Raw genomic sequence first — 22,982 nt, forward strand, 5'->3', positions numbered from 1 at the left:
GGGCGACTCTCGGGCCCTTGGGACCCCACCGATGCGACTCTCTTCAAAGTTCTGGAAACTCCTCGGAGGCGGCCTGGTCCTCGCGACCTTGGCCGTCGTGGTGGTGCGCACCTGGGTCGTCCCAGCAGTCATCGTGGGGCAGATCCAGACGAGGCTCGTGGGCAAGGTCACGATCCGCGACTGGTGGCTCGGGTTCGGATCGGCGGGGGTCATCGGACTGACGATCCACGAAGGCCCGGGCGCCGACTCGCCGGTCGTGGCGTCGATCGAACGCATTGGGACCGACCTGACGCTCGCCGGGCTCCTCCGCGGGCACGTGGTCCCCTCGAGGATCAAGATCGAGCAGCCGGACATCCTCTTTCGCCTCGATCGCGAGGGCCACTTCCTCAACCTCCCGGTCTTGCGCAAAGGGGGTGAGGGGGCGCCGGCCCGAATGCCGACGGTCTCCGCCGAGGAAGCCCGCGTGACCTTCCGTCGCGAAGGGAGGCCCGCCGAGATGGTCGTCACCGGCGTCTCGGCCCGGCTCGTCCCCGACTCGAAAGGCACCGCGCTTCGGGTCTCGGCCAAGTCCAACGACCCGACCTGGGGACGTTGGAATGCCTCGGGACAGCTCGACCCACTTTCGGGCAAAGGGGGCGAAATCCGTCTCTCGGGCCAGCGGGTTGAGGCCGACCCACGGACCCTGGAAAAGGTCCCGTTCGTCCCCCCCGAGGTCTGGGAGCACGTCGCCCCCCGAGGTCCGGTCGACGTCACCGTGAGCCTCAACTGGACCACGGGCCCCCAACCGACGTTCCGCACCGAGACCGAGGTCACGTTCCTCGAGACCGAGGCGCAGTTCTCGACTCTCGGCTTCCAGGCGTCAGGGACGACGGGCAAGCTCCTCGTCGACGACGGCCTCGTCACCCTCGAAGACGTCCGAGGGAAGGCAATTGGCGGTCAGGTCACGGCCTCCGGCTCCCTCGACTTCGGCCGGTCGCCCCCGAGCGTCGCGTTGGACCTCGGCCTCGAGAAGGTCGACGTCCTCGCCACGCCGAAATCCTGGCAGCTCGACGAGGCGGGGATCACCGGCCTCCTGACCGGCAAGGTCCAGCTCCGCGCCCTCCTCGATCCTTCCGGCATCGACCTCTCCGGATCTTCGGGCGAGGCGGTCGTGGAGAAGGGGAGCGTCCAGGGGATCCCCTTCAAGTCCCTCAAGCTGGCGATGCACGCCAAAGGGGGGGACCTGCAATATGACACGAAGTCCCCGAACTCCGCGCGTCGTCAACGCCGATCATCCTCCCCCATACGCCGAGTCTCGCTCCCGAAGCCTCGGGAGACTTTGGAAGCCGGCGTCAGCCTCGTCACGACGAGCCTGATCCTCACCGACACCGACCCTCCGAAGCCCGAGCCCACCCCGGCTCCCGCCGCGGACGACACCGCGAAGGTAGCCCCGGCGCCCGAGCCCACGTCGGCACCGACACCGGCCCCCGAGCCGACGTCCCCCCCTCCCGCTTCCAACGTGGCACCTGAGAAGCAGGCCAAATCCCTTCTCAAGGGAGGAATCCATCTCCCCCAGTCGATCTCGACCCAGTTGGAGCTCGAGGACGTCGACGTCGCACAGATCATCGCCAAGGTGCAATTCATGGTCGGCTTCCCGTTCCCGATCCCGGTGACGGGCCGCTTGTCGTTGAAGGCCGACGCGACGATCCCGCTGGGGACTCTCCGCGACATCAAAGGATATGCATTCCACGGCGACCTGACCCTGAACGCGGCCTCGATCGACAGGGTGGATTTCAACACGGTGTCGGCCCGACTCGACCTCGCGGATGGCGTGGTCGAGCTCAAGGACCTCCGAGGGAGGCTCGCCGATCGGCCCGACGGGGGCCCGGACAATCCCCCCGAGGCCCACCCGAAGCCCCTCTCGATCGACGGCCCGCTCCCCCCGAACGAGTTTCGTGGCGCCCTCCGCGCCGAGCTCGCTCCCCTCGGCAAGTTCACGGCGGAACTGGAAGGGAACCAGTTACCCCTGGGCGAGCTCGCCGCGCCGGCGCTGCCCCGGCCGACCCCGCTCTCGGGCCTCGCCTCACTGAAGATCAAGGCGAGGGCCGACCTCCCCTCGGCCGGCGACCCCAACGCCTGGGTCGTCTCGGGAGAGACCGACGGGAGCCGGATCACCTACCAGGGCGCGACGCTCGACGGGGTCTCCCTCCGGTTCGCCCTCGAGGCAGGCCGATTCGAGGTCAGCCGACTCGCGGCCCAGCTTCAAGGGCACCCATTGACCGCACACTTCGGCATCGGCCTCAAGGCCCCCTGGCCCTTCACCGGGGCGGTCGACGTCTCCGACTGGAACCTGGCCTCGCTCGACGCCCTGATCCCCGACACCCCGAAGCCTTCGCCGATCGCCGGGATCCTGAGCGGTCACGCCGAGGCGTCGGGGACGGCCGACCCCTGGGCGGTGCAAACCCTCGGGCACGGGCAGGTCGCGCGGTTCCAGGCCGGCCCGGTCGCCCTCGGCGACGTCCCGTTCCGCTGGACGACCGAGGGAGACGTGATCATCGTCTCGGGGATCGATGCCCGCCCGTTCGGCGGCCGGATCACGGCCGAGGGCCGCTGGCCCCTCCACGGCGGCAAGCCCGAAGGCTCGGCCACCCTCAAGGGGATCGACACCGCGCAGATCACCGCGATCCTCCCCGGACAGGGTCTGAAGCTCACGGGCAAGGCCGACGGCCAGTTGGCATTTGCCTTGAACGACGCCCGCGCCCTCGAGGCGAACGTTCAGGTCGCAGCCCCCGATCTGACCGTCCAGGGGATCCCGGCGGAAGAGGTGCAAGTCTCGCTCAAGGCCGTGGAAAAGGCCTTGAACTACGAGGTGACCGCCAAGAGCCTGGGCGGCCGGATCAAGTTCCTCGGGGACTTCCCGTTGTCGCTAGCCTCACCCGACAGTGGGGTTTCTCCGATCTCGCTGGCGAAAGGTGAGCTCCGATACGTCGGGTTCACCCTCCACCAGCTCTGGAAGGCGCTCGGGATCTCGGGGTCCGCGACGTTGCTCGACGGATTCGGTGCGATCAACGCCAACGTGCGACAGGTGTTCTCCGGGTCGGAGAGCGGGCTCTGGGCGAGCGGGGTCGTCGAGCTCCGCGAGCTGGGATGGCTCGGACACCCGGCCCTCGGGCATCTCCGGGGGGTCGTCGTGAAGTCCCCGGTGAATTGGCGTGTCGAACCCCTCACCGGCGAGCTGGCCGGGGGGACGGCGAGCGGCCTCCTGTGGGGAACAACGCCGACCAAGGGGCCGAAACGCGTCGGCTTCAACCTCCGAATCGACCGCGCGTCATTCGCTCGGGCCGTCTCGTTCCTGCCGTACGTGGCCCAGAAGCTCAACGGATTCGGGACACTTCGACTGGCGGGGAATTTCGACGACGCCTTTCGGGCCTCGGGCGACCTCCACATGGCCGAGGCAAAGTTCGCGGGCGTCCCGCTCAGCGAGCTCCGCGTCCCGGTCGAGATGACCGTCTCCCCCGACTCGGGGGCGGGGGCCATCCACATCCGCCGCATGGCCTCGCGGGTCGCCGGAGGCCAGGTCCGAGGCGACGCCACGCTCAAGCTCGGCGCGGACCGAGCCTTCCAGTCCCAGTTCCAACTGACGGGCATCGATCTCCAGACCCTGACTCATCTCGGAGCCGACTCGACCCGTCCGTCCTCGGGGCGGATCAACGGCCGGATCTCGCTGGCTGGGTCGAACCCGAGCAAGCCCCAGCACTATCGCGGCAAGATCAACCTCGACCTCGACGACGCCTCACTCTTCTCCATCCCGGTCTTTCGCGAGATCGAAAAATTCCTCGGCGCCGCCCGGAGCGGGCTGTTCGAAGACGGGGATATGGTCGGCACGATCGCCAACGGCCAGTTGATCGTCGAGATGCTGACCCTCCAGGGCCGGATCGTCCAGCTCCACGGCACGGGCACCATCGGCTTCGACACCCAGTTGAATCTCGAAGTTTTGATCAACACCAACCAGATCATCCCCGAGACCGGACAGGCCCTCGTCGGCCTGATCCCCGGGCTCCGCGACACCCTCGGCCGGGGCGGCGAGGCCTCCCTCCGCGTCGCCAACTACCTCTCCAACCGCCTGCTCAAACTCCGCGTCACCGGCACCCTCAAGAACCCCTCCGTCTCCGTCGACTCCTCGATCCTGGTCGCCGACACCGCCGTCTCCTTCTTCGGCGGGGTGCTCAAGCTGCCCCTCGGATTCATCAAGTGATCGGATCATCGCATTGGTGATCAAAGATTCGGTCGGACAGACATCGAGCGGCCGCATCACACCGTCAGATGGGGATCACTTTTGCGTCCCCCGCGTACTTGTAGGTTGGCTCTCCAAGCGATTGCACCGACGTCCCCCATGGCCTTCACCCATCAAATCCTGCAGTCTCATAGGGTGGACACCGCCCACCGGCCGTCCCGCCTTCATGGTGGTGGATGCCCACGCGACAAGTCGACATACCCAACTTCTAGCCCAGCGATATCACCAATGATTACACAAGCTCTTTTGCTTACCTGATCTCGTATCGTGAAAATCGATAGCTAGGCCCCCGCGATAGGACCTTGGTAGAATCGGGGCATCCCCGAGCCCCAAATCCCTATCGGAGTCCGCCATGAGGATCCTAGCCACGTTCGCGTTGGTAGTCCTTTCCTGCTTACCGGCAAGGGCCCAAGGCATGGGCGGCATGCCCGCAGCACAGCCGAAATCCATTGAGACCGAGCTTCTGGAGATGGAGCAGGAGGCCGACAAGACGGCCCTGAAGGAGGCGTTGGTGCTCCAGGCACGACAGGACATGAAGTCATTGTCCGGGCCTGAACAGCAGGTGGCCGCCGAGCAGGCCAAGACACTTGCCGATTTCATCGACAGGAAGAAGAAGGCTATCATCGGTCGCAATGCCGAACTGAGAGAGCTTCGGAATCCCAAGGTCGCCGCCGCCGCGGCCGCCGCCAAACCAGCCCAATTCGACTGGCGGGCCGCCATCGAGAAGTCGGAAAACGCCAGGATCGAATCCCAACTCCACCAGGCTCAGGTCAGTCTTCTCGAGCCCGAGCTTGCCTCGGCCATCGAAGAACTTGCCGGCGCCGAACATGCGGCCGGCAAAGATGAAAAGCTAAGCGCCAAAGCCGATGAAGCGAGAAAGGCTTACGAGAAGATCAAGGCCCAGTATCTGGAGCACAGCAAACAACTGCGTTTGGAGCAACAGGAAGCAGGCGGGATGGGCGGCGGCATGGGGGGCATGGGCGGGCAGGGAATGAGGTAAACCTCCTTGCAACCCGTTCGGGCTTTGGCAACGGGCCAGAACGCCACCGGCGGGGGGACGGATTCGACACGGCCCCCCGCATGCGTCCAGAACGAACATCTCCGGCCCGATCTCATCGACTCAAGGTTTCTCGTCTCCGCCTGATGAATCGCCCTGCGACAGTTCGACGAGGCATGCCGAACCGAAGTCTTCTGTTGCTTTCCCTTGCTCATGGTGACGAAATACCGGCCCAGTCACTCACGAGCCCAGGCTTTTCAGGACAAGAATCGCCCACGGCGCTGCCCTTCATTCATGGTCGATGGTGCTCATCTTTCAAAAATCTATTGTTCATACAACTCAAGGAACCGCGGATCAACGTCCGGCGGTGGTGTTGAATCATACTTCGCAAAAAGAATCTCGTTCTCCAACCAAAAACGTGAGAGAAACGCCTCGAACGAAACCGCCTCGAAATGGAACTCCGTTTCCGTGAGATCCTCGGGTTCGTAATCTATCTCATCGGCGTCAAAAAACGTCAACGACGACACGATGCAGTGGTCTGACGCGTCTTTGTTTGTATACAAATACCAGAAGGCGCACCCCTGCTGATCTGCGAGAAACCGGGTTAAGAAGCCACCCGCGAACGGCAGTAAAGCTTCGGCAACATCCAGATAGCATGCGGTGACCGATCGGAGATGGGCGTGGAGTGCGGGGGTGCGGACAAACGCAACGAATTCCTCCGGAAGAGTTGTCCCGTACCCGCTCGCGGACGCGATGACGGACTTGAGCTGTGCGGGAAGTTTTCTCGCGCCACGGTCGCCGATGGCCCATTGGCTGTGCCGTGGAGTTTGGGTAAGCCAAGCGAACGAACCATCAAGTGTGTGGGGCAGCTCTTTGAGATCAACTTCATTCGTGAATGGCGACTCGTTGGGTCGCATCGCAGCCTCGACTTCTTTTGTTAAAGCCTTGCCGAGCGGGCGCCTCACGGCCCACCTGCCTTTGCATCATCCATAGTGGGCGACGTCCACCCGACAAGACTACGAGTAAACATCCCAAGGCTTGCCCCATTTGGCACCGCGAGCAAGCAGGCTGGCTACGACCTCGGTGTGTCCACCGCGATTGGCTCGATAGAGTGCGGTATCAGTGGGCCAACCAGTATTGATCGACGCCCCACGATCCAATAAACGAGTGACGATTTCGACTCGGCCCATCTCGGACGCGAGCATGAGAGCGGTCGCGCCGATATCGTCGGTTCCCCCGATCTCGGCTCCCCTGTCGAGCAGCATGTCCGCCATCTCGACCGGGCCGACGTGCGCGGCGAGCATCAGGAAGGTGTCGTGCATCCCGAAATTGGACTCACCATTGATGTCGATCGAGGCGTCATCGTCGATGATCCTCTGAGCCATCTCCACATCACCCAGAAGGATCGCCTCTCGAAGTCCGAGGCGCCCCCCGGCCGACATAAGCCGTTCCAAGAACCGAGCGTCCGGCTCCCGCTTGATTCGGCACCTGCCGGATTCGACAACCCATCCACGGGCCCAAAGGGCCGCATGGGTCATGGCCGAATTCTGGTTCGATTCCCGATTGGGATCCGCCCCTCGGTCCAAGAGCCACTGAAGCGTTTCCATGTCGCGCCCGTAGACCGCAACCATCAGGGCCGTCCACCCGTACTCGCCCGGCGAGTCGACGTCGGTTCCATCTTCAAGCAATCGCGCGAGCGTCCTGGTATCACCTCGTATCGCTGCCACAAACCATTCCGAAATCGTAGCCTTTCCCAATACGAAGCAGGCCAAACCACAAATACCATTAGAAATATCTTTACATACCATGCAGCGATAATCCGCACGATTTATTTCAGGCCGCGACATCGGATGGGTTCCCCGCTCGCCCCACGGGAAGACTTCTCATGACTCGTCCGTCCGCATGGCTGTCGAATCCAGTAATCGCAGAGTATCACGTCATGGGCTACAAAGCCATGACAACAGATGTAATCTTGCAAGCGACCGCTGCCAGTCGGGGCGCGTAACCAACAGTACTCCTGGCCGAAATGGCAGTCGAAGTCGTCGATAAATTTGTCAGATCTTCGGATGGCGGACTCCACATACGTATGCTCGGTCAGGTCGGCGAGGCAATGCGTTCTCCCCTTGTGGTCGTTCAGCAGACGGCAGTAAGTTCACAACCGACCGCCAAAGTCTTCGATGACGGAAATGAAGCTCCTGCCGACGTTGACAGACTCTTACAAATCGACGCGCCCTCCGGGCGTAGAATCCGAATCGTTGCGAAAGGGTCGGCCCGACCATCGATGCGCGGCCAGGCCACGGGCAAGGGCAAGGGCAAGGGCGGTCGATGACGACTCACATGTCCCTCTCGAGGAGGATTCATCCGAGGATGCTCGACACAACAACGTCCGACCCGATTCCGGATGAGCTCGAGGCCCCGAGTGCTCCCGGGCGTAAGCTCGGGCTTGAATGGGGCGTACTGGCGACGATCACCGTCGTGGCGGCCGTCCTTCGGCTCTGGAAGCTCGACCAGAACGGATACGGGAACCTGTACTACGCCGCGGCCGTCCGGAGCATGCTGGAAAGCTTCGGAAACTTCTTCTTCGGCGCACTGGACCCGGGCGGGTTCGTTACGGTGGACAAGCCGCCGGTCGCGCTCTGGATCCAGGCCCTCAGCGCGAAGGTCTTCGGCTTCGAGGGGGTGAACCTCCTCTGGCCGCAGGCTCTGCTGGGAGTGGCGACGGTCGTCCTCACCTATGCGGTCGTCCGCAAGCCCTTCGGCGCGGTCGCGGCCTTGCTGGCCGCCGGCGTGCTGGCGGTCACCCCGATCTGCGTCGCCGTCGACCGCGATAATCTGCCCGATTCGGCGCTGGTGTTCGTCCTGGTGCTCGCGGCCTGGTGCCTGAGCCGGGCGGCCGAGAACGGGCGACTCGGGCCGCTCCTCGCCTCGACGGCGCTCGTCGGGCTCGGCTTCAACATCAAGATGCTCGCCGCGTTCCTGGTGCTCCCGACCTTCTACCTCGCGTACTGGCTTTCGGCCCCCCTCGTATTCAAGACGAGGCTCCTGCGGCTCGCAATCGCGACGGTGGTGCTCGTCGCGGTCTCGCTCTCGTGGACGATCATCGTCGAGCTGACCCCGAAGTCGAGTCGGCCTTATATCGGCGGATCCCGAAACAACTCCGCGCTCGACCTGGCCCTCGGCTACAACGGGCTCGGCCGGATCTTTGGCGGCCTCGGGAACATGGGCCCCCCCCGAGGCCGACGCGGGCCGGACGGCGTCGCGAAGGCCGACACGAACGCCTCGGCCGCGACACCGTCCGTGATCTCCAAGGCCAAGGCAAACGCGAAGGGGAACGAGGAGCAAGACAAGACCTCCCTCGCATCGAAGACGGACGACCCGCCTCCGCCGGGGGCGGGCGCGGGGGCAGGCCCCTGGCCGCCGGGAGGGCCGGGGGGTGGATTCCCGCCCGGGGGGCCGCCGGGATTCGGGGGGAGAGGAGGGCCTCCCGGGTTCGGGGGGACGCCGGGTCCCTTGCGATTCGCCAACGCCGGAATCTCCGGGCAGATCACCTGGCTCTTCCCCCTGGCGATCCTCGGCGCGGCCGTGGCCGCGTGTCGGATCGGGTGGCGGAGGCCCTGGTCGCCCGCCCTGATCATCCTGTTCGTCTGGGCCGGGTGGTTCTTTACGCATTGGGTCATCTTCAGCTTCGCGCAAGGGATTTTCCATGAGTATTACACCGTCGCCATCGGGCCGGCCCTCGCGGTCATGGTTGGGGTGGGGACGGTCGCGCTCTGGGACGATTCGCGCAGGGGTGGCTGGCGAGGCGGGCTCTTCCCCGCCGCGCTCCTGCTTACCGCGGGTTGGGAGAGCTATGTCGCAAGCTTCAGCCCCGAATGGCGACGCTGGCTGATCCCAACCCTCGCCGTTGGGGCCTTGATCGGCGCCGTCGGCACGATCCTGGCGAGACGACGGACTGAAGGCAAAGGTCCCCTCCGGCTCGAGACGCTCGCCGCGGGGGTCGGCGTCGCGGCCCTCCTTGTCGGCCCCACGGCCTGGTCGCTCACGCAGATCATGACGCGAGGGAACTCGATGATGCCGGCCGCGGATCCGGGCGTCCTCTTCGGCCGGAGCAACGGGCCGTTCAACATGGGGCCGCGACAGTTCGAGGCCGAGACCGAACGGGCCGAGACCCTCGCCAACTTCCTCAAGGCCAACCGCAAGGGCGAGCGGTTCCTCGTCGCCGCGCCCAGCAGCATGGAAGTCGCCCCGATCATCATCCACACCGGCGAGATGGTGCTCTGCTTCGGCGGGTTCATGGGGGCCGACCCCGTGCTCACCAAGGACGAATTCGTCGCCATGATCAAGGAGGGGCAGTTCCGGTACGTGTTCCTCGGGGGCGGGCCCGGTGGCGGCGGAGGGCCTCCCGGCGGCCCAGGCGGCGGTGGCCCGCCCGGTGGCTTCGGCGGGCCCGGCGGCCCTCCGGGCATGGGGAGGGGTAATTCCGAGATCCTCACCTGGGTCCGCGAGAACGGCAAGGAAGTCGACTCGAAGCTCTGGCGCAAGGAGGACCCGACCGAGGACGCCGAGCCGGCAGGGCCTCCCGGCCCGGGCGGAGCGCCAGGGGACGACTCGAGGCCCGGCGGCGGAGGGCCCGGTTTTGGTCCCGGCGGGCCCGGCCGTGGCCGAGTGCCCGGCTTCGGGCGAGGGAAGCTCTTCGACTGCCGGCCCGAGTCCGGCACGGTCGCCACGGCCTCGCGCTGAATAGTGTCGACCGATTTCACATATTCAACCTCGATGATTCCTCCCGAGGAGGACCGATGCTCCTTTCCTTGGTGATCCCCGTCTACAACGAGGAGGACGCCCTGCCGGCCCTCCTCGACGCCCTCTATCCGGTCCTCGACGCGATGGACTGTGATCACGAATTGATCTTCGTCGATGACGGTAGTCGCGACGGCACCAGGCGGATCCTCAGGGCGGCGGCCGAGGCCGACCCGAGGATCAAGGTCCTCGGGTTCAGCCGGAACTTCGGCCACCAACCGGCGATCACTGCGGGGCTCGACTTCGCCAGTGGCGACGCCGTGGTGGTCATGGACGCCGACTTGCAGGATCCTCCGGAGCTGCTCCCCCGGATGGTCGAGTTCTACCGAGAGGGCTACGACGTCGTCTCCGCCCAGCGGATGGCCCGCGACGGCGAATCCGCGTTCAAGCGGGCGACCGCCTCGCTCTTCTACGGCTTGATGCGACGCGCGGTCGACGAACGGCTCCGGTCGCAGGTCGGCGACTTCCGCCTCTTCAGCAGGGCGGCGGTCACCGCGATCCGAGGCTTCCGCGAGCAGCATCGATTCATGCGAGGCCTGGTCGCCTGGCTCGGGCTCCGTGAGGCGATCCTGCCGTTTCGCCGGCCCGCCAGGGTCGCCGGGACGACCAAGTACCCGGCCTGGAAAATGGCCCGGTTCGCCTGGACGGCGATCTCGTCGTTCTCGGCCCTGCCACTGAAGCTCAGCCTCGTCGCGGGCCTGCTCCTGTCGGGGTTCGGCGTGATCTACTCCGGCTATGTCATCTACGAGACCCTCGTGCTCGGGACCACCATCCGAGGCTGGAGTTCGCTGGTCTGCCTCCAACTCGTGTTCTCCGGAGCCACGCTGACGGTCGTCGGCCTCATGGGGGACTACGTCGCGAGGATTTATGAAGAAGTGAAGGGGAGGCCGCTTTACGTGGTCTCCGAGGTCCTGAACCTCGCGGCCGGCTCGGCCCCGCCGGCGAGGACGATTTGCGTCGCCTCGCGCCCAACACCGAGGGACGACCGACCATCGTCCGAGTTCCCGCCCAAAGGCGACTCGCCCCCAAGCCGAACCGCCACTCTCCCGATAGGAGCGAATCGGTGAGTACCCCCGTCGAATCGCGACGCTATCATGCCCTCGACTGCGTCCGGGCCACCGCGATGCTCCTGGGAGTCCTCTACCATGCCTTGATGTTCGGCGCGATGGGGAGGGGGGGCCCCGGGCCGGGTTTCGGCGGGATCCCGATGCGGCTCCAGGACTGGATGCACAGCTTCCGGATGCCCCTGTTCTTCCTCATCTCCGGCTTCTTCGGCGCGATGATGCTCGAGAAGTACGGCACTCGCGGCTTCCTCTCGAGGCGATGGTCGCGGATTGGCCTACCGCTCCTCGTCGGCCTGCTGACGTTCGTCCCGCTCGACCAGGCGATCCGAGGGACCCTAGGCGGCCCGGGGGGCGGCCCTCCCGGCGCCGACCGACCGGGACGCCCTCCGGGCGGCGGCCCGGCGTTTGACCGAGACATCGCCCGAGGCGGCCCCCCCGGCGCCCCGGCCGGGCCGGAAAGCTTCGGGCCGCCCAGTCGCGGCCCCAGGGGCGAGGGGCCGGGGGGATTCGGCATGCCCGGCGGTGGGGGAGGGCCGGGGCGAAGGCCCTTCGGCTTCGGGCCTCGTCCCAGCCCGATCGGCGACGCGATCTTCGGGTCTTACTCGCGGTACTTCCGCCTCGAATACCTCTGGTTCCTCTGGTACTTGCTCGTCTTCGCCACGATCACACCGCTCCTGGCGAAAGCCCTGCGAGTCGTCCCCGAGCCGATCGATCGGGCCGGGCGCAAGCTCCTCGCCTGGAATTTCGCGCCGATGCTGCTCGGACTGGCTGCGACTCCCGCGCTCATGGCCACCTCCGGCGCGTTCGGATGGTCGCTGGGCCTGGCCTCGGGAATCTTCAGCGGAGTCCCCGACTTCGTCTACCAGTATCAGCCCGACATGCCCTTCTATTTCATCTACGTGCTCGCCGGCTGGTGGCTCTACCGCGTGCCGACCGGGCTCATCGAGGCGGCCCGCCACTGGCCCTCGAGCCTGCTCGTGGGCCTCGGAGGGCACATCGCCGGCTCGGTGCTCTCGTCAATGTTCGCGATGCGCACCGACCTGCCTTATTTCAACCTGATTCGAATCGCGGGCTACACGACGTACGCCCTCGGGGGCGCCTACACGGCGTTCGGCGTCCTCGGCCTCTTTCAACGCACCATCGACCGCCCGACTCATGCCGGCCGATACCTGGCGGACACCGCGTTCTGGGTCTACCTCGTCCACCTGCCGCTCCTGACACCGATCCTGACCGCGATCCGGCGATTCGGCCTCCCATGGTGGGTCCAGGCCCCGCTTGTCGCGTCGGCGACCACGGCCTCGGCCTTGCTCCTGTTCGAGCTCCTCATCCGCCCCACGCCGCTCGTCCGACTCTTCGGCCCCGCGCCTCGTCGCCGACTCGACCGATCGAAGTCGGATGAGGCGTCCCGCGAGCCCGACGTCGAAGACACACCGAAGCTCAGCAAGCGGATCTCCGACGAATTCAACACGTCGGCACCGGCCCACTAATTCGCATTAGAAGGGCGGGGGAGCGGCGGGCGAAGAGGATCCGGCCGGGGGCGTCGCCGCCTTGTTGGAAGGACGGGTCGTCGTGCGGGGTTTCGTCGTACTCGGGGCGGCGGCCCCTCGGGCGCCGGTGCGAGGGGGGGTGATCCCGGCGACGTCTCCCCCTTCGGCCGGGTTGGGGCTCGTCCCTTCGATGGTGTCGCTGGTCGATCCGTTGAAACGGATCAAGGTCCCGGGCATCAGGGTGACCGACGTCGAGACGATCAGGGCGTCGTTGGGGCGGAACAGCCCCGAGACCTGGACGCGCTCGGGGCCGGGGCGTCCGAGGACCTTCACGGGGATGTCGGTCACGTACTCGTTGCGGATCACCTGGACCTTCGAGCCTCCCCCCGCCTCGCTCTTCTCGGCATCCTTGAGGGCCCGCGAGGGGATGGTCGCGAGGGGCGTGGTCGGGAGTGAGGGGCCGAGCACGCGCTGGCCGGGCTCCATTTCACCCTTGGGGTTGGAGACGATCACCCACGCGGCCGAGAACGGCGTGGAGAGTTCGCGCAGGGTGGCGAAGACTTCGGGCAGGGGCAGGAGCGCGTGGACTTTGCCCGCGACCGACTGCCCTTCGACACTGACGTTGATGGCCGCCCCGACGGCGACCGAGCCACGCTCGACCGGCACGAGGGCGCGGAGGCTGGACACATCGGCGAGATCGGCCACCGTCGCCCCCTTGGGCAGATACTGGCCGGAACTCACGCTCACGTCCAGGAGACGGCCCGCGAACGGGGCCCGGAGGGTGCAGCGATCGTGATCGAACTCGGCGAGCTCGAGCCGGGCCTGCGCCGCCTCGAGCTGGGCCTGGGCCGCGACCGAGTTCGGCGCGATCGTCAGGGCCGCCTTCGCCTCCTTCACGTTGGCCTGGGCGATCTTGAGCTTCGCGGCGGACTCGGTCCGGTCGAGCTGGGCGAGCTCTTGCCGCTCCCGCACCGTCGCCCCGACGGGCTCTTCCATGCTCCGCAAAATGCCGTCGAACGGCACCGTCACCGTCACGCGCCGGATCGGCTCCAGGACTGCGTTGATCTGATACCGATCGGGAGCTCTGAGCTCGATCGGAGCCGTCTCGATCTTGGCCGAGGTTGGGAGCTGCCCCCAAGATTCGGCCGAAGGCACGATCGCCAGGCCCAGGATCGCCAACAACCCTCTCCGGATGTTCATGCCGGACTCCCGTGATGCGTTGAGAAGCCGAGGGGGACACGTTCCGTCCGCACCAGCATTGAAGGGCGACCTTTACCGTAACCCCGAAAGAATACGCCCGTCAACAGTTTCGATACGTTCACCCAAACACGGAGTTATCACGGCGTTGCGAACGCCGATTACCGCCAACGAATTCCCACTATAAATCATAGTTATCTTTTTATAAAATAAAAATTTTATTCGCAATAAACCCACGAGTTGCGCCTCCCGACATCACGTGCCCGAAGCGCAAACGAGTGAAGGGTTTCGATTTCGGCAAAACAGGTTCACTCGCTTGCGCTTCGGGCTCGTAAGGAGCCTTGCGACGAATGAGTCGTGTGGGAACGGCCCGAGGGCGTTCCGCCCCGGCCGCGGCCCGCTCACTGGCGGAGGGGACGCTCGGCGGATAGCATCGTGGAGGAAGAACCAACGAGGTCCGGTGGTTCGGGGCGGGGAATCTCGAGCCCTCGAGATCTCCGTCGAAGGTCGTGCGAAAGGGTTTCATGAAACGGTCGACCGGGCAGATCCTCCGCAGGCTCGGGCTCCTGACCGAGGCGGTTTGCCTCCTCGGGATCGTCTCCTCCGCGAAGGGGAAGCTTGGCCCCTTCCGGGTTGGGGGGAACGACGCCGATCAGATCCTCATGGTCGGCGTGGCGGTCGGATTCCTGTTCTGGGTCGCGGGTACGCTCGCAATCTACTGGCCTCGCAAACGACCCGCTTCCGAGGAACCCCTCGACCCGTAGGCCTTCGTTCGGCCCCCGGGCAACACGTCGCTCACGTGGAAATGGGCTCGGGCGACATGGACGAGAAGTCGGGTTTGACGTCGGGGTTGATCTTCTGGCCGTAGGCCTTGCCCAGGGGAGAGGCCTCTTCGATGATCTTGTTGATCTGCCCGGACGTGAGCACGATGAGGCTCGTGATCCAGAACCAGAACAGCAGGACCATTACTCCGCCGAGGGAACCGTAGGTCTTGTTGTAGTTGGCGAAGTTCTGCACATAGGCGCGAAAGCCATACGTCACGGCGAGGAAGATGAGCGCCCCGGCGATGCTGCCCGGGGTGATCCATTCCCAGCGCTGTTCGGCGTCCGGTCCGAAATAGAAGGTGAGTGCGAAGCTCAGCAGGAGCATGAGAAAGACGACGAGACCCTGAACGGCGGTCGCGATGGCGGCCTCGTGGGCCCTCAGTCCCATCCAGCGCAGGATCTGCGGCCAGGCGACGATCGCGAGGAGCGAGCCCACGAGGATCGCGGCCTGGACCACGGTCATCACGATCGCGACCAGGCGCAGCTTCCAGATCGGCCGCGAGTCCACCACGCCGTAGATCCGGTTCATCGCGTCGATGATCGCGACGAACAGGCTCGACGCCAGCCAGATGGTAATGATCAGGCCGACGGAGATCAGGCCGACCGGGGGTTCATGCTGCATCCGGCCGATCTGGTCCTTGACCACTTCGAATGCCTCCTTCGGAAACAAGGACTTGAGCGTGGTTTCCAGGGTTTCCACGGTCAAGTTGCCGAGCCCGAGCGAAGCCCGCGACCGGCCGGTCACGTCGGGCAGGAGTTGGACGGCGAAGACCAGGGTCAAGCCGAGGAACGGGACGAGGGCGAGCATGCCGTAGAAGGCCACGGCCGCCGCACGGGTCATGATCTCGTTCTCGATGACCTTCTTCCAGGTCCGGACGACCAACTCGCGAACGGTCAGCCCGCCGAGGCTGATTGCCTCGCGGAGTCGAAGCGGCAGATGCATGATCGCGACCCTCCCCGGGCGCCAGATGGGGTCTGGGGCTCGTTCTCCAGGACACGCCCTCCACTGTGGCATCCGGCGTGCCAACGGCACGGCGTTCGCGTTAGGAAGGGGGAAGAGCCCGCGGCCGACGTCGCGGGCCGACGGAGAGCCCTTCTCATGAACAGGCGACCAAAGCGGGACCCCCTGCGTATCGCGGCCGCGACGGCCCTGCTGTGGGCCGGTTGCGGCCCGAGCGAGTCGGGCATGCCCCTGGGGACCGAAAAGACTGCGGTGCGTTCCGACCTGCCGGCGCCCGCCCCAACGAACTCAAGTTCGGCGCCCACGCCGGGAGCCGCGGCGACGGGCACCGAGGCCACGTCCCGATGAGCATCGAGATCACCTCCCATCGGATCAGAAACGGAGAATCACATGGACCCATTGACACCGATCACCGGCCTCATCGATAAGACCGAGGAGATCATCGGCCACAGCCCCCACCCCGCGATCGTCGCCCTCCCGATCGGCGCCTGGGCGGTGAGCAACGTATGCGACACCGCGGCCCTCGCCACCGGGAGCGACGCCTTCGACGACGCCGCCCGGATCAGCATGGGGGTCGGGCTCGTCGGCGCCTTGGGCGCGGCGATCACCGGGATTCGCGACTATTCCTTCATCCCCAAGGGCCGCCCGAGCCACGACGTCGCCACCGCCCACGGACTGGGCAACGCCCTGGCCGGGACGCTCTTCGCGACGAGCTTCGTCCTCCGGGTCCGCGACCACCAGCAGGGTCGGCCCGCAAGCCTGCTCTCCCGGACCCTGGCCCTGGCCGGCGGCGGCCTCGTCCTCTACACGGGATGGCTCGGCGGCAAACTCGTCCAGGAGTATGGCGAGGGGGTCAAGCCCGTGATGGATCAGATGTCGGAGGAAGAGGACGAGCACGGCCGTGGTCGCGAGCGTCTCTCCCCGGAAGCACCGCTCGGGATCCACGCTTGAGCGTGTTTGATCGCTCGCGTGAACAACCAACAAAGGGGGCCGTGATTCATGCGAGAATCACGGCCCCCGACTTTTGCTGGATCCTATCTTGAAACCCGGTCTTCTCTTGAAGACCGGGTTGGCTCATGTATCGAGATCGGTGCCTGAGCTATCCCGAAGGATGGGCAATGCCCACCGGTCTTTCCAGGTGACGACTGAGGGGCGGGAAAGCCGTCGACACGCGATCCGCCTTACCGGGCCTCCCGGAAAGCTGGTGGGCAGTGCCCACCCTACAAAAAATATCAGCATCGATTTCTTTTTATGTTATGAGCCGGCACTTACTTCGGATCGGCATTTTCAGGAGAGAGGGCGCCGTGCACGACCAGGCGGTTGAGGCCTTCCTGGAGGGCATCGCGGTGGGCCTTCTCTTCGGTCAGGACGGCCGACAATTCGCGGGCGCTTTCGGCGTCGCCGACGGCCTGGAAGGCCTGGATCCAGGCCGTGCACCAGTGGATTGCGTTGGCCTTGGCGATGAGGTCGTGCCCGACGAGCTGGAGGGGGGTCGAGCCGAGCTCGCCGACCTTGCCCCGGAGCCGGCCCAGGGTCTCGCTGATCCCGCCCGCCACGCTCCGGGCCGGCGTGTGGCCATAGCGGGTGGCGATGGTCTCGATGATGGCAAGGTGGCGCTCGTCGGCGTCGGCGATCTCGTGATAGAGGACCCCGAGGGTCGCGTCGGGAGGCGCCTGCGACCGAGACTTGGCCTCGTCCATCAGGGCCTGTTCGGCGGCGATCCCCTTGGAGAATTCCTCGGCGATCCAGGTGCGGTCGATCGTGGATGCAGTAGCCATCGATGGCCTTGACTTTCTGATATGTACCGAGATTGGAGAGATGCGAAGGGTGGCGGTCCGACCGCCGACATCTCCTTCTCAAGGGCAACCCCCATGCCAATCCCGGACGATCCCGGGCGAGTCGCCCCGGCCGCTCGGGATCAGGCCAGCCTCGCAGGCCAGTCGAGGATGATGCGGGTGGATTTCCCTTCGTCGGCCTCGAACCTGGCCGAGCCCCCGAACATCTCGCTGATTCTCGCGACGATTGCGAGGTCCATCCCGCGGCGTTCCGCCGCAGTGCCGCAGAGGCGTTCGAAGAGCTGGGGGCGGAGCTCGACCGACTTCACCGACGGGGGAGGGGCCTGGTCGATCCGGAGCTCCGTCACGAGTCGGTCCGGCCCTCCGTAAAGTTGGATGCGTACCCCCACGCCGTTGGCCGCCGCCAGGGCGTTGTTGAGGGCGTACTGGATCGCCTGTCGGGCCCTGACCATATCCAACGAGGCTTCGGCGGGACACGAATCCTGAATTTCCAGACGGATCGACTCGGCCTTGTGGGAGCCCGGCTTCGCCGAACGATCCTCGACCACGTCGGCCAAGAGCCGCTCGGGGCTGAACTCGGTGGGAGGTCCGGCCGACTCGAGCTCGAAAAGCCGGCAGTAGTCGCTGAGCTGCGAGAGCATCCGCTCGATCTGCTTGAAGTTCTCCTCGACGAACCGGAGGTCCTCTTCGAGCTCGGCGTTTCCCTTGGGAATGGCCTGGTCGATCATCCGGAGCGAGAGGCCGATGACGTTCAGCGGCGTGCGGAGGTCGTGAACAATGAGCGGGAAGAATCGCGAGTCGGTAGGCAAGGGCGAAGACTTCGTGGCCTCGCTCGAGCCCTTGCGGCGGCGGAGAAGTCCCGTCACCCGAGCCGCCAACTCCCGAGGGGCCGACGATCGCCAGACCCAGTCGTCGGAGTCTTCGCCCAGGGAGAGAGACTCATGGCCGCCTTCGAGGCCGGCCTCGAAGACGTCGAGGATCGGGATGTCCAACGTCCGCGCGATCGCCCCCAGGGGAGCGAACCGCGATGAAGCCACGGCCGGGCTGCCGATCCTCACGAGCAGCGCCGGGCGGACGCGCCGCAAGGCCGCGGCCGTCCCGTCCATGCTGTCGAACGGCTCGACCCGGAACCCGTGTTCTTCCAGGAGCGAACCGACCTCCGCCGACAGCGAGGGATCGGCACCCAGGACGTAGAGCAGGGGCGACGTCGCCGCGACCCCTTTTTCCTTCGACTCCGCCGTCGATAACATGCTTGATATAATCCTTCAGTGCTGTTTTGCTCGAGGCCCTAGGCCCAGCGGCCCGGCCGACAATCCCAGCACTTCCATGAAGGTTGAATAAAGGACCAGGACTCCCGAGGGCAGGTCGGGGGGATCGCCGTTCATCGTCAATCCACGACCCCTCGCTGCCCGGCCGTGGTCTTCCCATCGCCCATAAAATGAGGGTAGCCACGCGAACTTGGCGTGGTAAAGTTCCGAAGATGGAACGGCGGCCGATGTCCCCACGGCCTTCGCACGGCGAGGGTCTCCCGTGCGAGGACGCGGCGACGCGCAGGCTCGGCTCACCAAGGCTTCAACTTCCAGCCGAGGACGAAGCCAACCCCGAGAGCCCAAAGCGCGAAGGACGTCGGGTTTTCCCGCGCGTAGTCCTTCAGGCGATCGACTGCGTCGTTGGCCATCGTCTCCCATGTTCCCGCCGCCGGGAAATCCGCTGCGCGAGTCATGTCGGCCGGAAAGTCCGTTCGCAGTGTGTCGATCATCGTCGGAGACTCCCAACACCTGACCCGTTCCAGCCCACCCCGTGGAGGACCAGGGACGGATCCTGACCGTATGAGCCTCTGCATGCAAGAATCATACCCGAGCACTTGCTTGCGATTATCGTCCTAAGGTTCCGAGAGGCTGGCACCGTTGTCGTGAAGATTCCCGAGTCCGAATTCACTCGTCTTCGACAGCTTTTGGGAATTCCCCCTCTCCTTGGGAATATTATTTCATGAAGGAATCGGATTTGCTCGACTCCGGGCATCGGATCGCGCGACAGGCCGATCCGGAGATGGAGAAAGCCTCGGTACGACCGGCTCGGAAGGATGACCGCATGCGCAGAAAACTTCTCGTCGTCGACGACGATCCTTATCTGACGACCCAACTCCGCAAGCTCCTGGAATCGGACGAGTTGAGCGTCGATACGGTCTCGAGCGCCCAGGAAGCGTTGACCGCCCTGGGAGAGACCGACTATAGCGTCCTGATCACCGACCTGAAGATGCCCGGCATGGGCGGGATGGACCTGATCCGCGAGGTCGCCCAGCGCCGGGTCCTCGTGACGACCATCGTCACGACCGGCTTCGGGTCGATCGACCGGGTCGTCGAAGCGATGCGCCTCGGGGCCTACGACTTCCTGACCAAGCCGATCGACCCCAACAACCTCAAGCTCGTCATGGACCGCGCGCTCAAGAAGCGGGCGCTCCAGGACGAGGTGCTCCGGCTCCGGCAGCAGTTGAAGGAGAACTTCAGCTTCAACAACATCATCAGCAAGAACCCGAAGATGCACGGCATCTTCGAGCTGGTGCGGCACATCGCCGGGACCAAGAGCACGGTCCTGGTGGAGGGGGAGACGGGGACCGGCAAGGAGTTGATCGCGAAAGCGGTGCATTACTCGAGCGAGGACCGGCAGGGGGCCCTGGTCGCGATCAACTGCGCGGCCTTGCCCGAGTCGCTCCTCGAGAGCGAGCTCTTCGGCCATGAGAGGGGCTCGTTCACCTCGGCCGACGCGAGGCGGAAAGGGCGGTTCGAGCTTGCCGACAAGGGGACGATCTTCCTCGACGAGATCGGCGACATCTCGGCCGCCATGCAGGCGAAGCTCCTGCGCGTGCTCCAGGAACGGCGGTTCGAGCGCGTGGGCGGGCACGAGAGCATCGAGGTCGACGTCCGGGTCGTCGCGGCAACCAACAAGGACCTCGAGAAGGAAGTCCGAGAAGGGCGGTTCCGCGAGGACCTCTTCTATCGGCTCAACGTCATCAAGATCGACGTCCCCCCGTTGCGCGACCGCCCCGAGGACATCCCGCTGCTCGTCACGCACTTCCTGAACAAGTACGCCCGACCGAACGAGCCGGCCAAGAAGATGGCCCCTGAGGCGATGGAACGGCTCCTCGTCTATCGCTGGCCGGGAAACGTCCGCGAGCTCGAGAACGCCATCGAGCGGGCCTCGGTGACCACCGTGGGCGACACGATCTCGCCCGACAAGCTCCCGCCGAAGATCACGGGGATGTCGACCGAGGAGCGTCCTCGCTTCGAAATCGACCTCAAGCACCCGCTGCCTTACTACCTCAAGGAGGCCACGGAGCAGATCGAGAAGCAGTACATCCTCAGGGCGCTCGAGAAGAGCCGAGGCAACGTCGGGCGTTGCGCCGAGCTCTGCGGGCTGTCGCGTCGGAGCGTCTCGGGCAAGATCAGCCAGTATGAGATCGATAAATATCCGTTCAAGTCGACCTGAGGACTCCGGTGGTCCGAGACTTGCCTTCTAAAGAACGTCACCAAGGTCGCTGATCGAAATCCAACCGGAGTTTTCCGCGATGCCCACCCCCGAACGCTCAAGGTTAACGGCTGCCGACGTCATGACACCCGCCCCCCGGACGTGCTCCACCTTCAGCACGGTGCTCGAGGCCGTCCTGATCTTCCGTGACGCCGACTGCGGCGCCGTGCCGGTCCTCGAGGGCGGCAAGCCGGTCGGCGTCCTCACGGATAGGAACGTCGCCTTGGCCATCGCCGATTATGACGACCTCAAGGATCTGCCCGTGGGCCAGCTCATGTCGCAGGGCGTCGTCTCCGTCACCCCCGACGCGACCATCGGCACGATCCTCGAGAAGCTCGGGGACAAGGGCGTCCGCCGCCTCCTCGTTGTCGACGCCGAGGAGCGGCTCGTCGGCATCATCGGCCTCGCCGACCTCGCCTCTTGCACCTCCGACCAGGCCGTCGGCCACACGGTCACGGAAGTCGTGGAACATACCTGAGCATCGACCTCGAAACCCGGCTTTTCCCCTCAAGGCCGGGTTCCTGCCGCGATCGCGATTATGGTGACAAAAGGCGGACGACGGGACGAACCAATAAACGGACACGCCCGAGGGCCAAAGTTGGCCCTCGGGCGTGTCCGTTTCGGTTCCTGGAGTGCATCACAACTTCGGTTGCAACTCCTCACATGGATCGCCAGGCCGGCCTTGTACAAGCATAAGCCCGAAGCACAAGCGAGTGAATCTTTTAATCAAAAGAGATCCACTCGCTTGCGCTTCGGGCTTGTATCGGGGAATTGCCACCCGAATGATGACCGCTCCCAGCAAGCTCCTCACGTGATCAGAACCGTCGACGAGGTGCGGCCCGGCCGCTGTAGACGAGCACGGTCCGGATCCAGGAGAGGTTCCGGGTGAATTCTTCGCGCGAGCGGCGGAAGGATTCGAAGCTGCGGGTGAACCGCAACGTGGCGAAGACGGCGGCGACGCCCGACGCCAGGAGGACGGCGACGCCGGTCAGGAGCAGGGCCACGCCCGTCGAGAGCGCGAAGGCGCTGGCGACGACCAGGGCGACTCCTCCGAGGGCGACCGGCACGGCCCCGAGGAACAGGATGAGGCTCGCGACGGCCACCGCCAGCGGCATGAGCCCGCGTGCCTTGGTCTCCTGGAAGTCGAGGGCCGCGAGCTTGGCCTGGAGTTCGGCCAGGCCCGCGATGCTGTTGCCGAAGCCGGCGATGCTGCCGACCACGCCCTCGCCGGAGCCGTTCGAGTCGGACTTGCTCATCGTCGCTTGATCATCCATCCGAGGAGCACCCCCACTCCGAGCGCGATGCCCAGGGCCCGCGCCGGCTCTTTGAGGACGTAGCTCTTGACGCGCTCGGAGCCGTCGGCCAGCCGCTCGCGAGCGACCGCCGCGTACTCGAGGGCCCGTTCCTTCATCTCGTCGGCCTGAGGGCCGAGGGCAGCTTCAAGGTCCTTCATGCGATCGATCATCATCGTGGGCCTCCGCGACTCGCCGGGGATGCGAGCGCTGTTGCAAAGAGCCTCAGGATCCGGCCTTGTACCCCGGGCCGGAGGCCGGGAACGGTTGCGATACGGGGGGTTGTCCCGCGCCCATGTGGGCCTGCTGTTCCTGGAGCTGGGCGATGAACCCTTCGACGTACTGGAGGGCGTAGCTCTGAGCGGCCTTCACCGCGATGGGAGCCAGGAGCCCGAAAGCCATGCCGACGAGCCCTCGCTTGGACGTCGCGGCCTTGGGGGCCTCGACGACCTTCTCCTCGACCAGCTCGCGGACCTTGGCGACGTCGGACCTGGTCGCGACGACCTTGTGGCGTCTCGGGACCACGAAATATCCGACCGCCGTCGCGGCCCCCAGGGCCAGCCAAGGGTGGTTCCGGATGTGCCGATGCCAGTCGGTGACGGCCTCGGCGCTCGCGACGACCCCCCGGACATCCTCATGGAGGTCGCGGCGGATTAGCGCCATCTGGCGGAGGATTTCGTCGGCGTCGTTGGTTACGGTGGCCACTTCCAGCTCCACGTTGAGCGCGTTGGGAGGATCTCCGACGGCCTCGGCGAAAGGGGGGGGTTCA

The 22,982-nt window shown here is 65.6% G+C and carries 20 protein-coding genes; 10 read left to right on the forward strand and 10 right to left on the reverse strand.

Going from position 1 to position 22,982, the window contains the following annotated elements:
* The first annotated feature begins 31 nt into the window (after positions 1–31).
* Both ACYOEI_RS08105 and ACYOEI_RS08110 read left to right on the forward strand, forming a co-directional pair.
* Positions 32–4,234: an AsmA-like C-terminal region-containing protein gene (locus tag ACYOEI_RS08105; RefSeq protein WP_462848886.1), complete on the forward strand. Its 4,203-nt coding sequence runs from the start codon at positions 32–34 to the stop codon at positions 4,232–4,234.
* Between the two features lie 454 nt (positions 4,235–4,688).
* A complete protein-coding gene (locus tag ACYOEI_RS08110) occupies positions 4,689–5,273 on the forward strand; it encodes a hypothetical protein (protein WP_462848887.1) in 585 nt (194 codons plus the stop codon).
* 320 nt (positions 5,274–5,593) lie between these two features.
* Here ACYOEI_RS08110 and ACYOEI_RS08115 read toward each other — a convergent pair whose 3' ends face one another.
* The gene (locus ACYOEI_RS08115; protein ID WP_462848889.1) at positions 5,594–6,187 is read right to left on the reverse strand and encodes a hypothetical protein; all 594 of its coding nucleotides are present in this window, start codon (positions 6,185–6,187) and stop codon (positions 5,594–5,596) included.
* A 99-nt stretch (positions 6,188–6,286) separates the two neighbouring features.
* Positions 6,287–7,117 (reverse strand): ankyrin repeat domain-containing protein, encoded by an 831-nt coding sequence (locus ACYOEI_RS08120; protein ID WP_462848890.1) that lies wholly within the window; start codon positions 7,115–7,117, stop codon positions 6,287–6,289.
* A gap of 520 nt (positions 7,118–7,637) precedes the next feature.
* On the opposite strand from ACYOEI_RS08120, the gene ACYOEI_RS08125 reads away from it, so the two are divergent.
* The 3 genes from ACYOEI_RS08125 to ACYOEI_RS08135 are packed head-to-tail and all read left to right on the forward strand — an operon-like array spanning position 7,638 to position 12,618.
* On the forward strand, positions 7,638–10,010 hold the full coding sequence (locus tag ACYOEI_RS08125; RefSeq protein WP_462848891.1) for a glycosyltransferase family 39 protein: 2,373 nt from the start codon (positions 7,638–7,640) through the stop codon (positions 10,008–10,010).
* Between the two features lie 56 nt (positions 10,011–10,066).
* Positions 10,067–11,134: a glycosyltransferase family 2 protein gene (locus ACYOEI_RS08130; protein ID WP_462848892.1), complete on the forward strand. Its 1,068-nt coding sequence runs from the start codon at positions 10,067–10,069 to the stop codon at positions 11,132–11,134.
* Positions 11,131–12,618: an acyltransferase family protein gene (locus ACYOEI_RS08135; RefSeq protein WP_462848893.1), complete on the forward strand. Its 1,488-nt coding sequence runs from the start codon at positions 11,131–11,133 to the stop codon at positions 12,616–12,618. The genes ACYOEI_RS08130 and ACYOEI_RS08135 overlap by 4 nt, the downstream gene beginning before the upstream one ends.
* 6 nt (positions 12,619–12,624) lie before the next feature.
* Here the strand turns inward: ACYOEI_RS08135 and ACYOEI_RS08140 are convergent, their stop codons facing one another.
* Entirely contained in the window at positions 12,625–13,818 is a 1,194-nt protein-coding gene (locus ACYOEI_RS08140) for an efflux RND transporter periplasmic adaptor subunit (protein ID WP_462848894.1), read from the reverse strand.
* Between the two features lie 521 nt (positions 13,819–14,339).
* Here ACYOEI_RS08140 and ACYOEI_RS08145 point away from each other — a divergent pair.
* A complete protein-coding gene (locus ACYOEI_RS08145; protein WP_462848895.1) occupies positions 14,340–14,579 on the forward strand; it encodes a hypothetical protein in 240 nt (79 codons plus the stop codon).
* A gap of 31 nt (positions 14,580–14,610) precedes the next feature.
* Here the strand turns inward: ACYOEI_RS08145 and ACYOEI_RS08150 are convergent, their stop codons facing one another.
* Positions 14,611–15,582, reverse strand: coding sequence for a YihY/virulence factor BrkB family protein (locus tag ACYOEI_RS08150; protein WP_462848896.1), 972 nt, complete (start codon positions 15,580–15,582; stop codon positions 14,611–14,613).
* A 156-nt stretch (positions 15,583–15,738) separates the two neighbouring features.
* Here ACYOEI_RS08150 and ACYOEI_RS08155 point away from each other — a divergent pair, with 156 nt between their 5' ends.
* A complete protein-coding gene (locus tag ACYOEI_RS08155) occupies positions 15,739–15,948 on the forward strand; it encodes a hypothetical protein (protein WP_462848897.1) in 210 nt (69 codons plus the stop codon).
* Between the two features lie 42 nt (positions 15,949–15,990).
* The gene (locus ACYOEI_RS08160) at positions 15,991–16,551 is read left to right on the forward strand and encodes a DUF2231 domain-containing protein (protein ID WP_462848898.1); all 561 of its coding nucleotides are present in this window, start codon (positions 15,991–15,993) and stop codon (positions 16,549–16,551) included.
* Between the two features lie 317 nt (positions 16,552–16,868).
* Here ACYOEI_RS08160 and ACYOEI_RS08165 read toward each other — a convergent pair whose 3' ends face one another.
* The 3 genes from ACYOEI_RS08165 to ACYOEI_RS08175 form a co-directional block, all read right to left on the reverse strand.
* Positions 16,869–17,378 carry a hypothetical protein gene (locus ACYOEI_RS08165; protein ID WP_462848899.1) on the reverse strand — a complete coding sequence of 170 codons (510 nt, stop codon included), beginning with the start codon at positions 17,376–17,378 and terminating at the stop codon, positions 16,869–16,871.
* Positions 17,379–17,518: 140 nt separating this feature from the next.
* Positions 17,519–18,646 (reverse strand): sensor histidine kinase, encoded by a 1,128-nt coding sequence (locus ACYOEI_RS08170; protein WP_462848900.1) that lies wholly within the window; start codon positions 18,644–18,646, stop codon positions 17,519–17,521.
* 311 nt (positions 18,647–18,957) lie between these two features.
* Entirely contained in the window at positions 18,958–19,155 is a 198-nt protein-coding gene (locus tag ACYOEI_RS08175; RefSeq protein WP_462848902.1) for a hypothetical protein, read from the reverse strand.
* 332 nt (positions 19,156–19,487) lie between these two features.
* Here ACYOEI_RS08175 and ACYOEI_RS08180 point away from each other — a divergent pair, with 332 nt between their 5' ends.
* Positions 19,488–20,882 carry a sigma-54-dependent transcriptional regulator gene (locus ACYOEI_RS08180; protein ID WP_462848903.1) on the forward strand — a complete coding sequence of 465 codons (1,395 nt, stop codon included), beginning with the start codon at positions 19,488–19,490 and terminating at the stop codon, positions 20,880–20,882.
* Positions 20,883–20,961: 79 nt separating this feature from the next.
* Positions 20,962–21,399, forward strand: coding sequence for a CBS domain-containing protein (locus ACYOEI_RS08185; protein ID WP_462848904.1), 438 nt, complete (start codon positions 20,962–20,964; stop codon positions 21,397–21,399).
* 337 nt (positions 21,400–21,736) lie between these two features.
* Here ACYOEI_RS08185 and ACYOEI_RS08190 read toward each other — a convergent pair whose 3' ends face one another.
* Genes ACYOEI_RS08190 through ACYOEI_RS08200 form a run of 3 tightly spaced genes read right to left on the reverse strand, consistent with a single transcriptional unit; the run spans position 21,737 to position 22,918 of the window.
* Positions 21,737–22,177: a phage holin family protein gene (locus ACYOEI_RS08190; protein WP_462848905.1), complete on the reverse strand. Its 441-nt coding sequence runs from the start codon at positions 22,175–22,177 to the stop codon at positions 21,737–21,739.
* Positions 22,174–22,389 (reverse strand): ElaB/YgaM/YqjD family protein, encoded by a 216-nt coding sequence (locus tag ACYOEI_RS08195; protein WP_462848906.1) that lies wholly within the window; start codon positions 22,387–22,389, stop codon positions 22,174–22,176. Before ACYOEI_RS08195 ends, ACYOEI_RS08190 begins: the two co-directional genes overlap by 4 nt.
* A gap of 49 nt (positions 22,390–22,438) precedes the next feature.
* Positions 22,439–22,918 carry a hypothetical protein gene (locus tag ACYOEI_RS08200; protein ID WP_462848907.1) on the reverse strand — a complete coding sequence of 160 codons (480 nt, stop codon included), beginning with the start codon at positions 22,916–22,918 and terminating at the stop codon, positions 22,439–22,441.
* Positions 22,919–22,982 lie beyond the last annotated feature (64 nt).

The organism is Singulisphaera rosea (assembly GCF_054877945.1).

Bases quoted from the DNA above. Each gene is read 5' to 3' on its own strand.
- ACYOEI_RS08145 (WP_462848895.1), top strand. From the start codon at position 14,340: ATGAAACGGTCGACCGGGCAGATCCTCCGCAGGCTCGGGCTCCTGACC.
- ACYOEI_RS08140 (WP_462848894.1), bottom strand. From the start codon at position 13,818: ATGAACATCCGGAGAGGGTTGTTGGCGATCCTGGGCCTGGCGATCGTG.
- ACYOEI_RS08115 (WP_462848889.1), bottom strand. From the start codon at position 6,187: ATGCGACCCAACGAGTCGCCATTCACGAATGAAGTTGATCTCAAAGAG.
- ACYOEI_RS08185 (WP_462848904.1), top strand. From the start codon at position 20,962: ATGCCCACCCCCGAACGCTCAAGGTTAACGGCTGCCGACGTCATGACA.
- ACYOEI_RS08120 (WP_462848890.1), bottom strand. From the start codon at position 7,117: ATGTCGCGGCCTGAAATAAATCGTGCGGATTATCGCTGCATGGTATGT.
- ACYOEI_RS08190 (WP_462848905.1), bottom strand. From the start codon at position 22,177: ATGAGCAAGTCCGACTCGAACGGCTCCGGCGAGGGCGTGGTCGGCAGC.
- ACYOEI_RS08195 (WP_462848906.1), bottom strand. From the start codon at position 22,389: ATGATGATCGATCGCATGAAGGACCTTGAAGCTGCCCTCGGCCCTCAG.
- ACYOEI_RS08165 (WP_462848899.1), bottom strand. From the start codon at position 17,378: ATGGCTACTGCATCCACGATCGACCGCACCTGGATCGCCGAGGAATTC.
- ACYOEI_RS08105 (WP_462848886.1), top strand. From the start codon at position 32: ATGCGACTCTCTTCAAAGTTCTGGAAACTCCTCGGAGGCGGCCTGGTC.
- ACYOEI_RS08170 (WP_462848900.1), bottom strand. From the start codon at position 18,646: ATGTTATCGACGGCGGAGTCGAAGGAAAAAGGGGTCGCGGCGACGTCG.
- ACYOEI_RS08180 (WP_462848903.1), top strand. From the start codon at position 19,488: ATGCGCAGAAAACTTCTCGTCGTCGACGACGATCCTTATCTGACGACC.
- ACYOEI_RS08160 (WP_462848898.1), top strand. From the start codon at position 15,991: ATGGACCCATTGACACCGATCACCGGCCTCATCGATAAGACCGAGGAG.
- ACYOEI_RS08150 (WP_462848896.1), bottom strand. From the start codon at position 15,582: ATGCATCTGCCGCTTCGACTCCGCGAGGCAATCAGCCTCGGCGGGCTG.
- ACYOEI_RS08110 (WP_462848887.1), top strand. From the start codon at position 4,689: ATGGGCGGCATGCCCGCAGCACAGCCGAAATCCATTGAGACCGAGCTT.
- ACYOEI_RS08130 (WP_462848892.1), top strand. From the start codon at position 10,067: ATGCTCCTTTCCTTGGTGATCCCCGTCTACAACGAGGAGGACGCCCTG.
- ACYOEI_RS08155 (WP_462848897.1), top strand. From the start codon at position 15,739: ATGAACAGGCGACCAAAGCGGGACCCCCTGCGTATCGCGGCCGCGACG.
- ACYOEI_RS08125 (WP_462848891.1), top strand. From the start codon at position 7,638: ATGCTCGACACAACAACGTCCGACCCGATTCCGGATGAGCTCGAGGCC.
- ACYOEI_RS08175 (WP_462848902.1), bottom strand. From the start codon at position 19,155: ATGATCGACACACTGCGAACGGACTTTCCGGCCGACATGACTCGCGCA.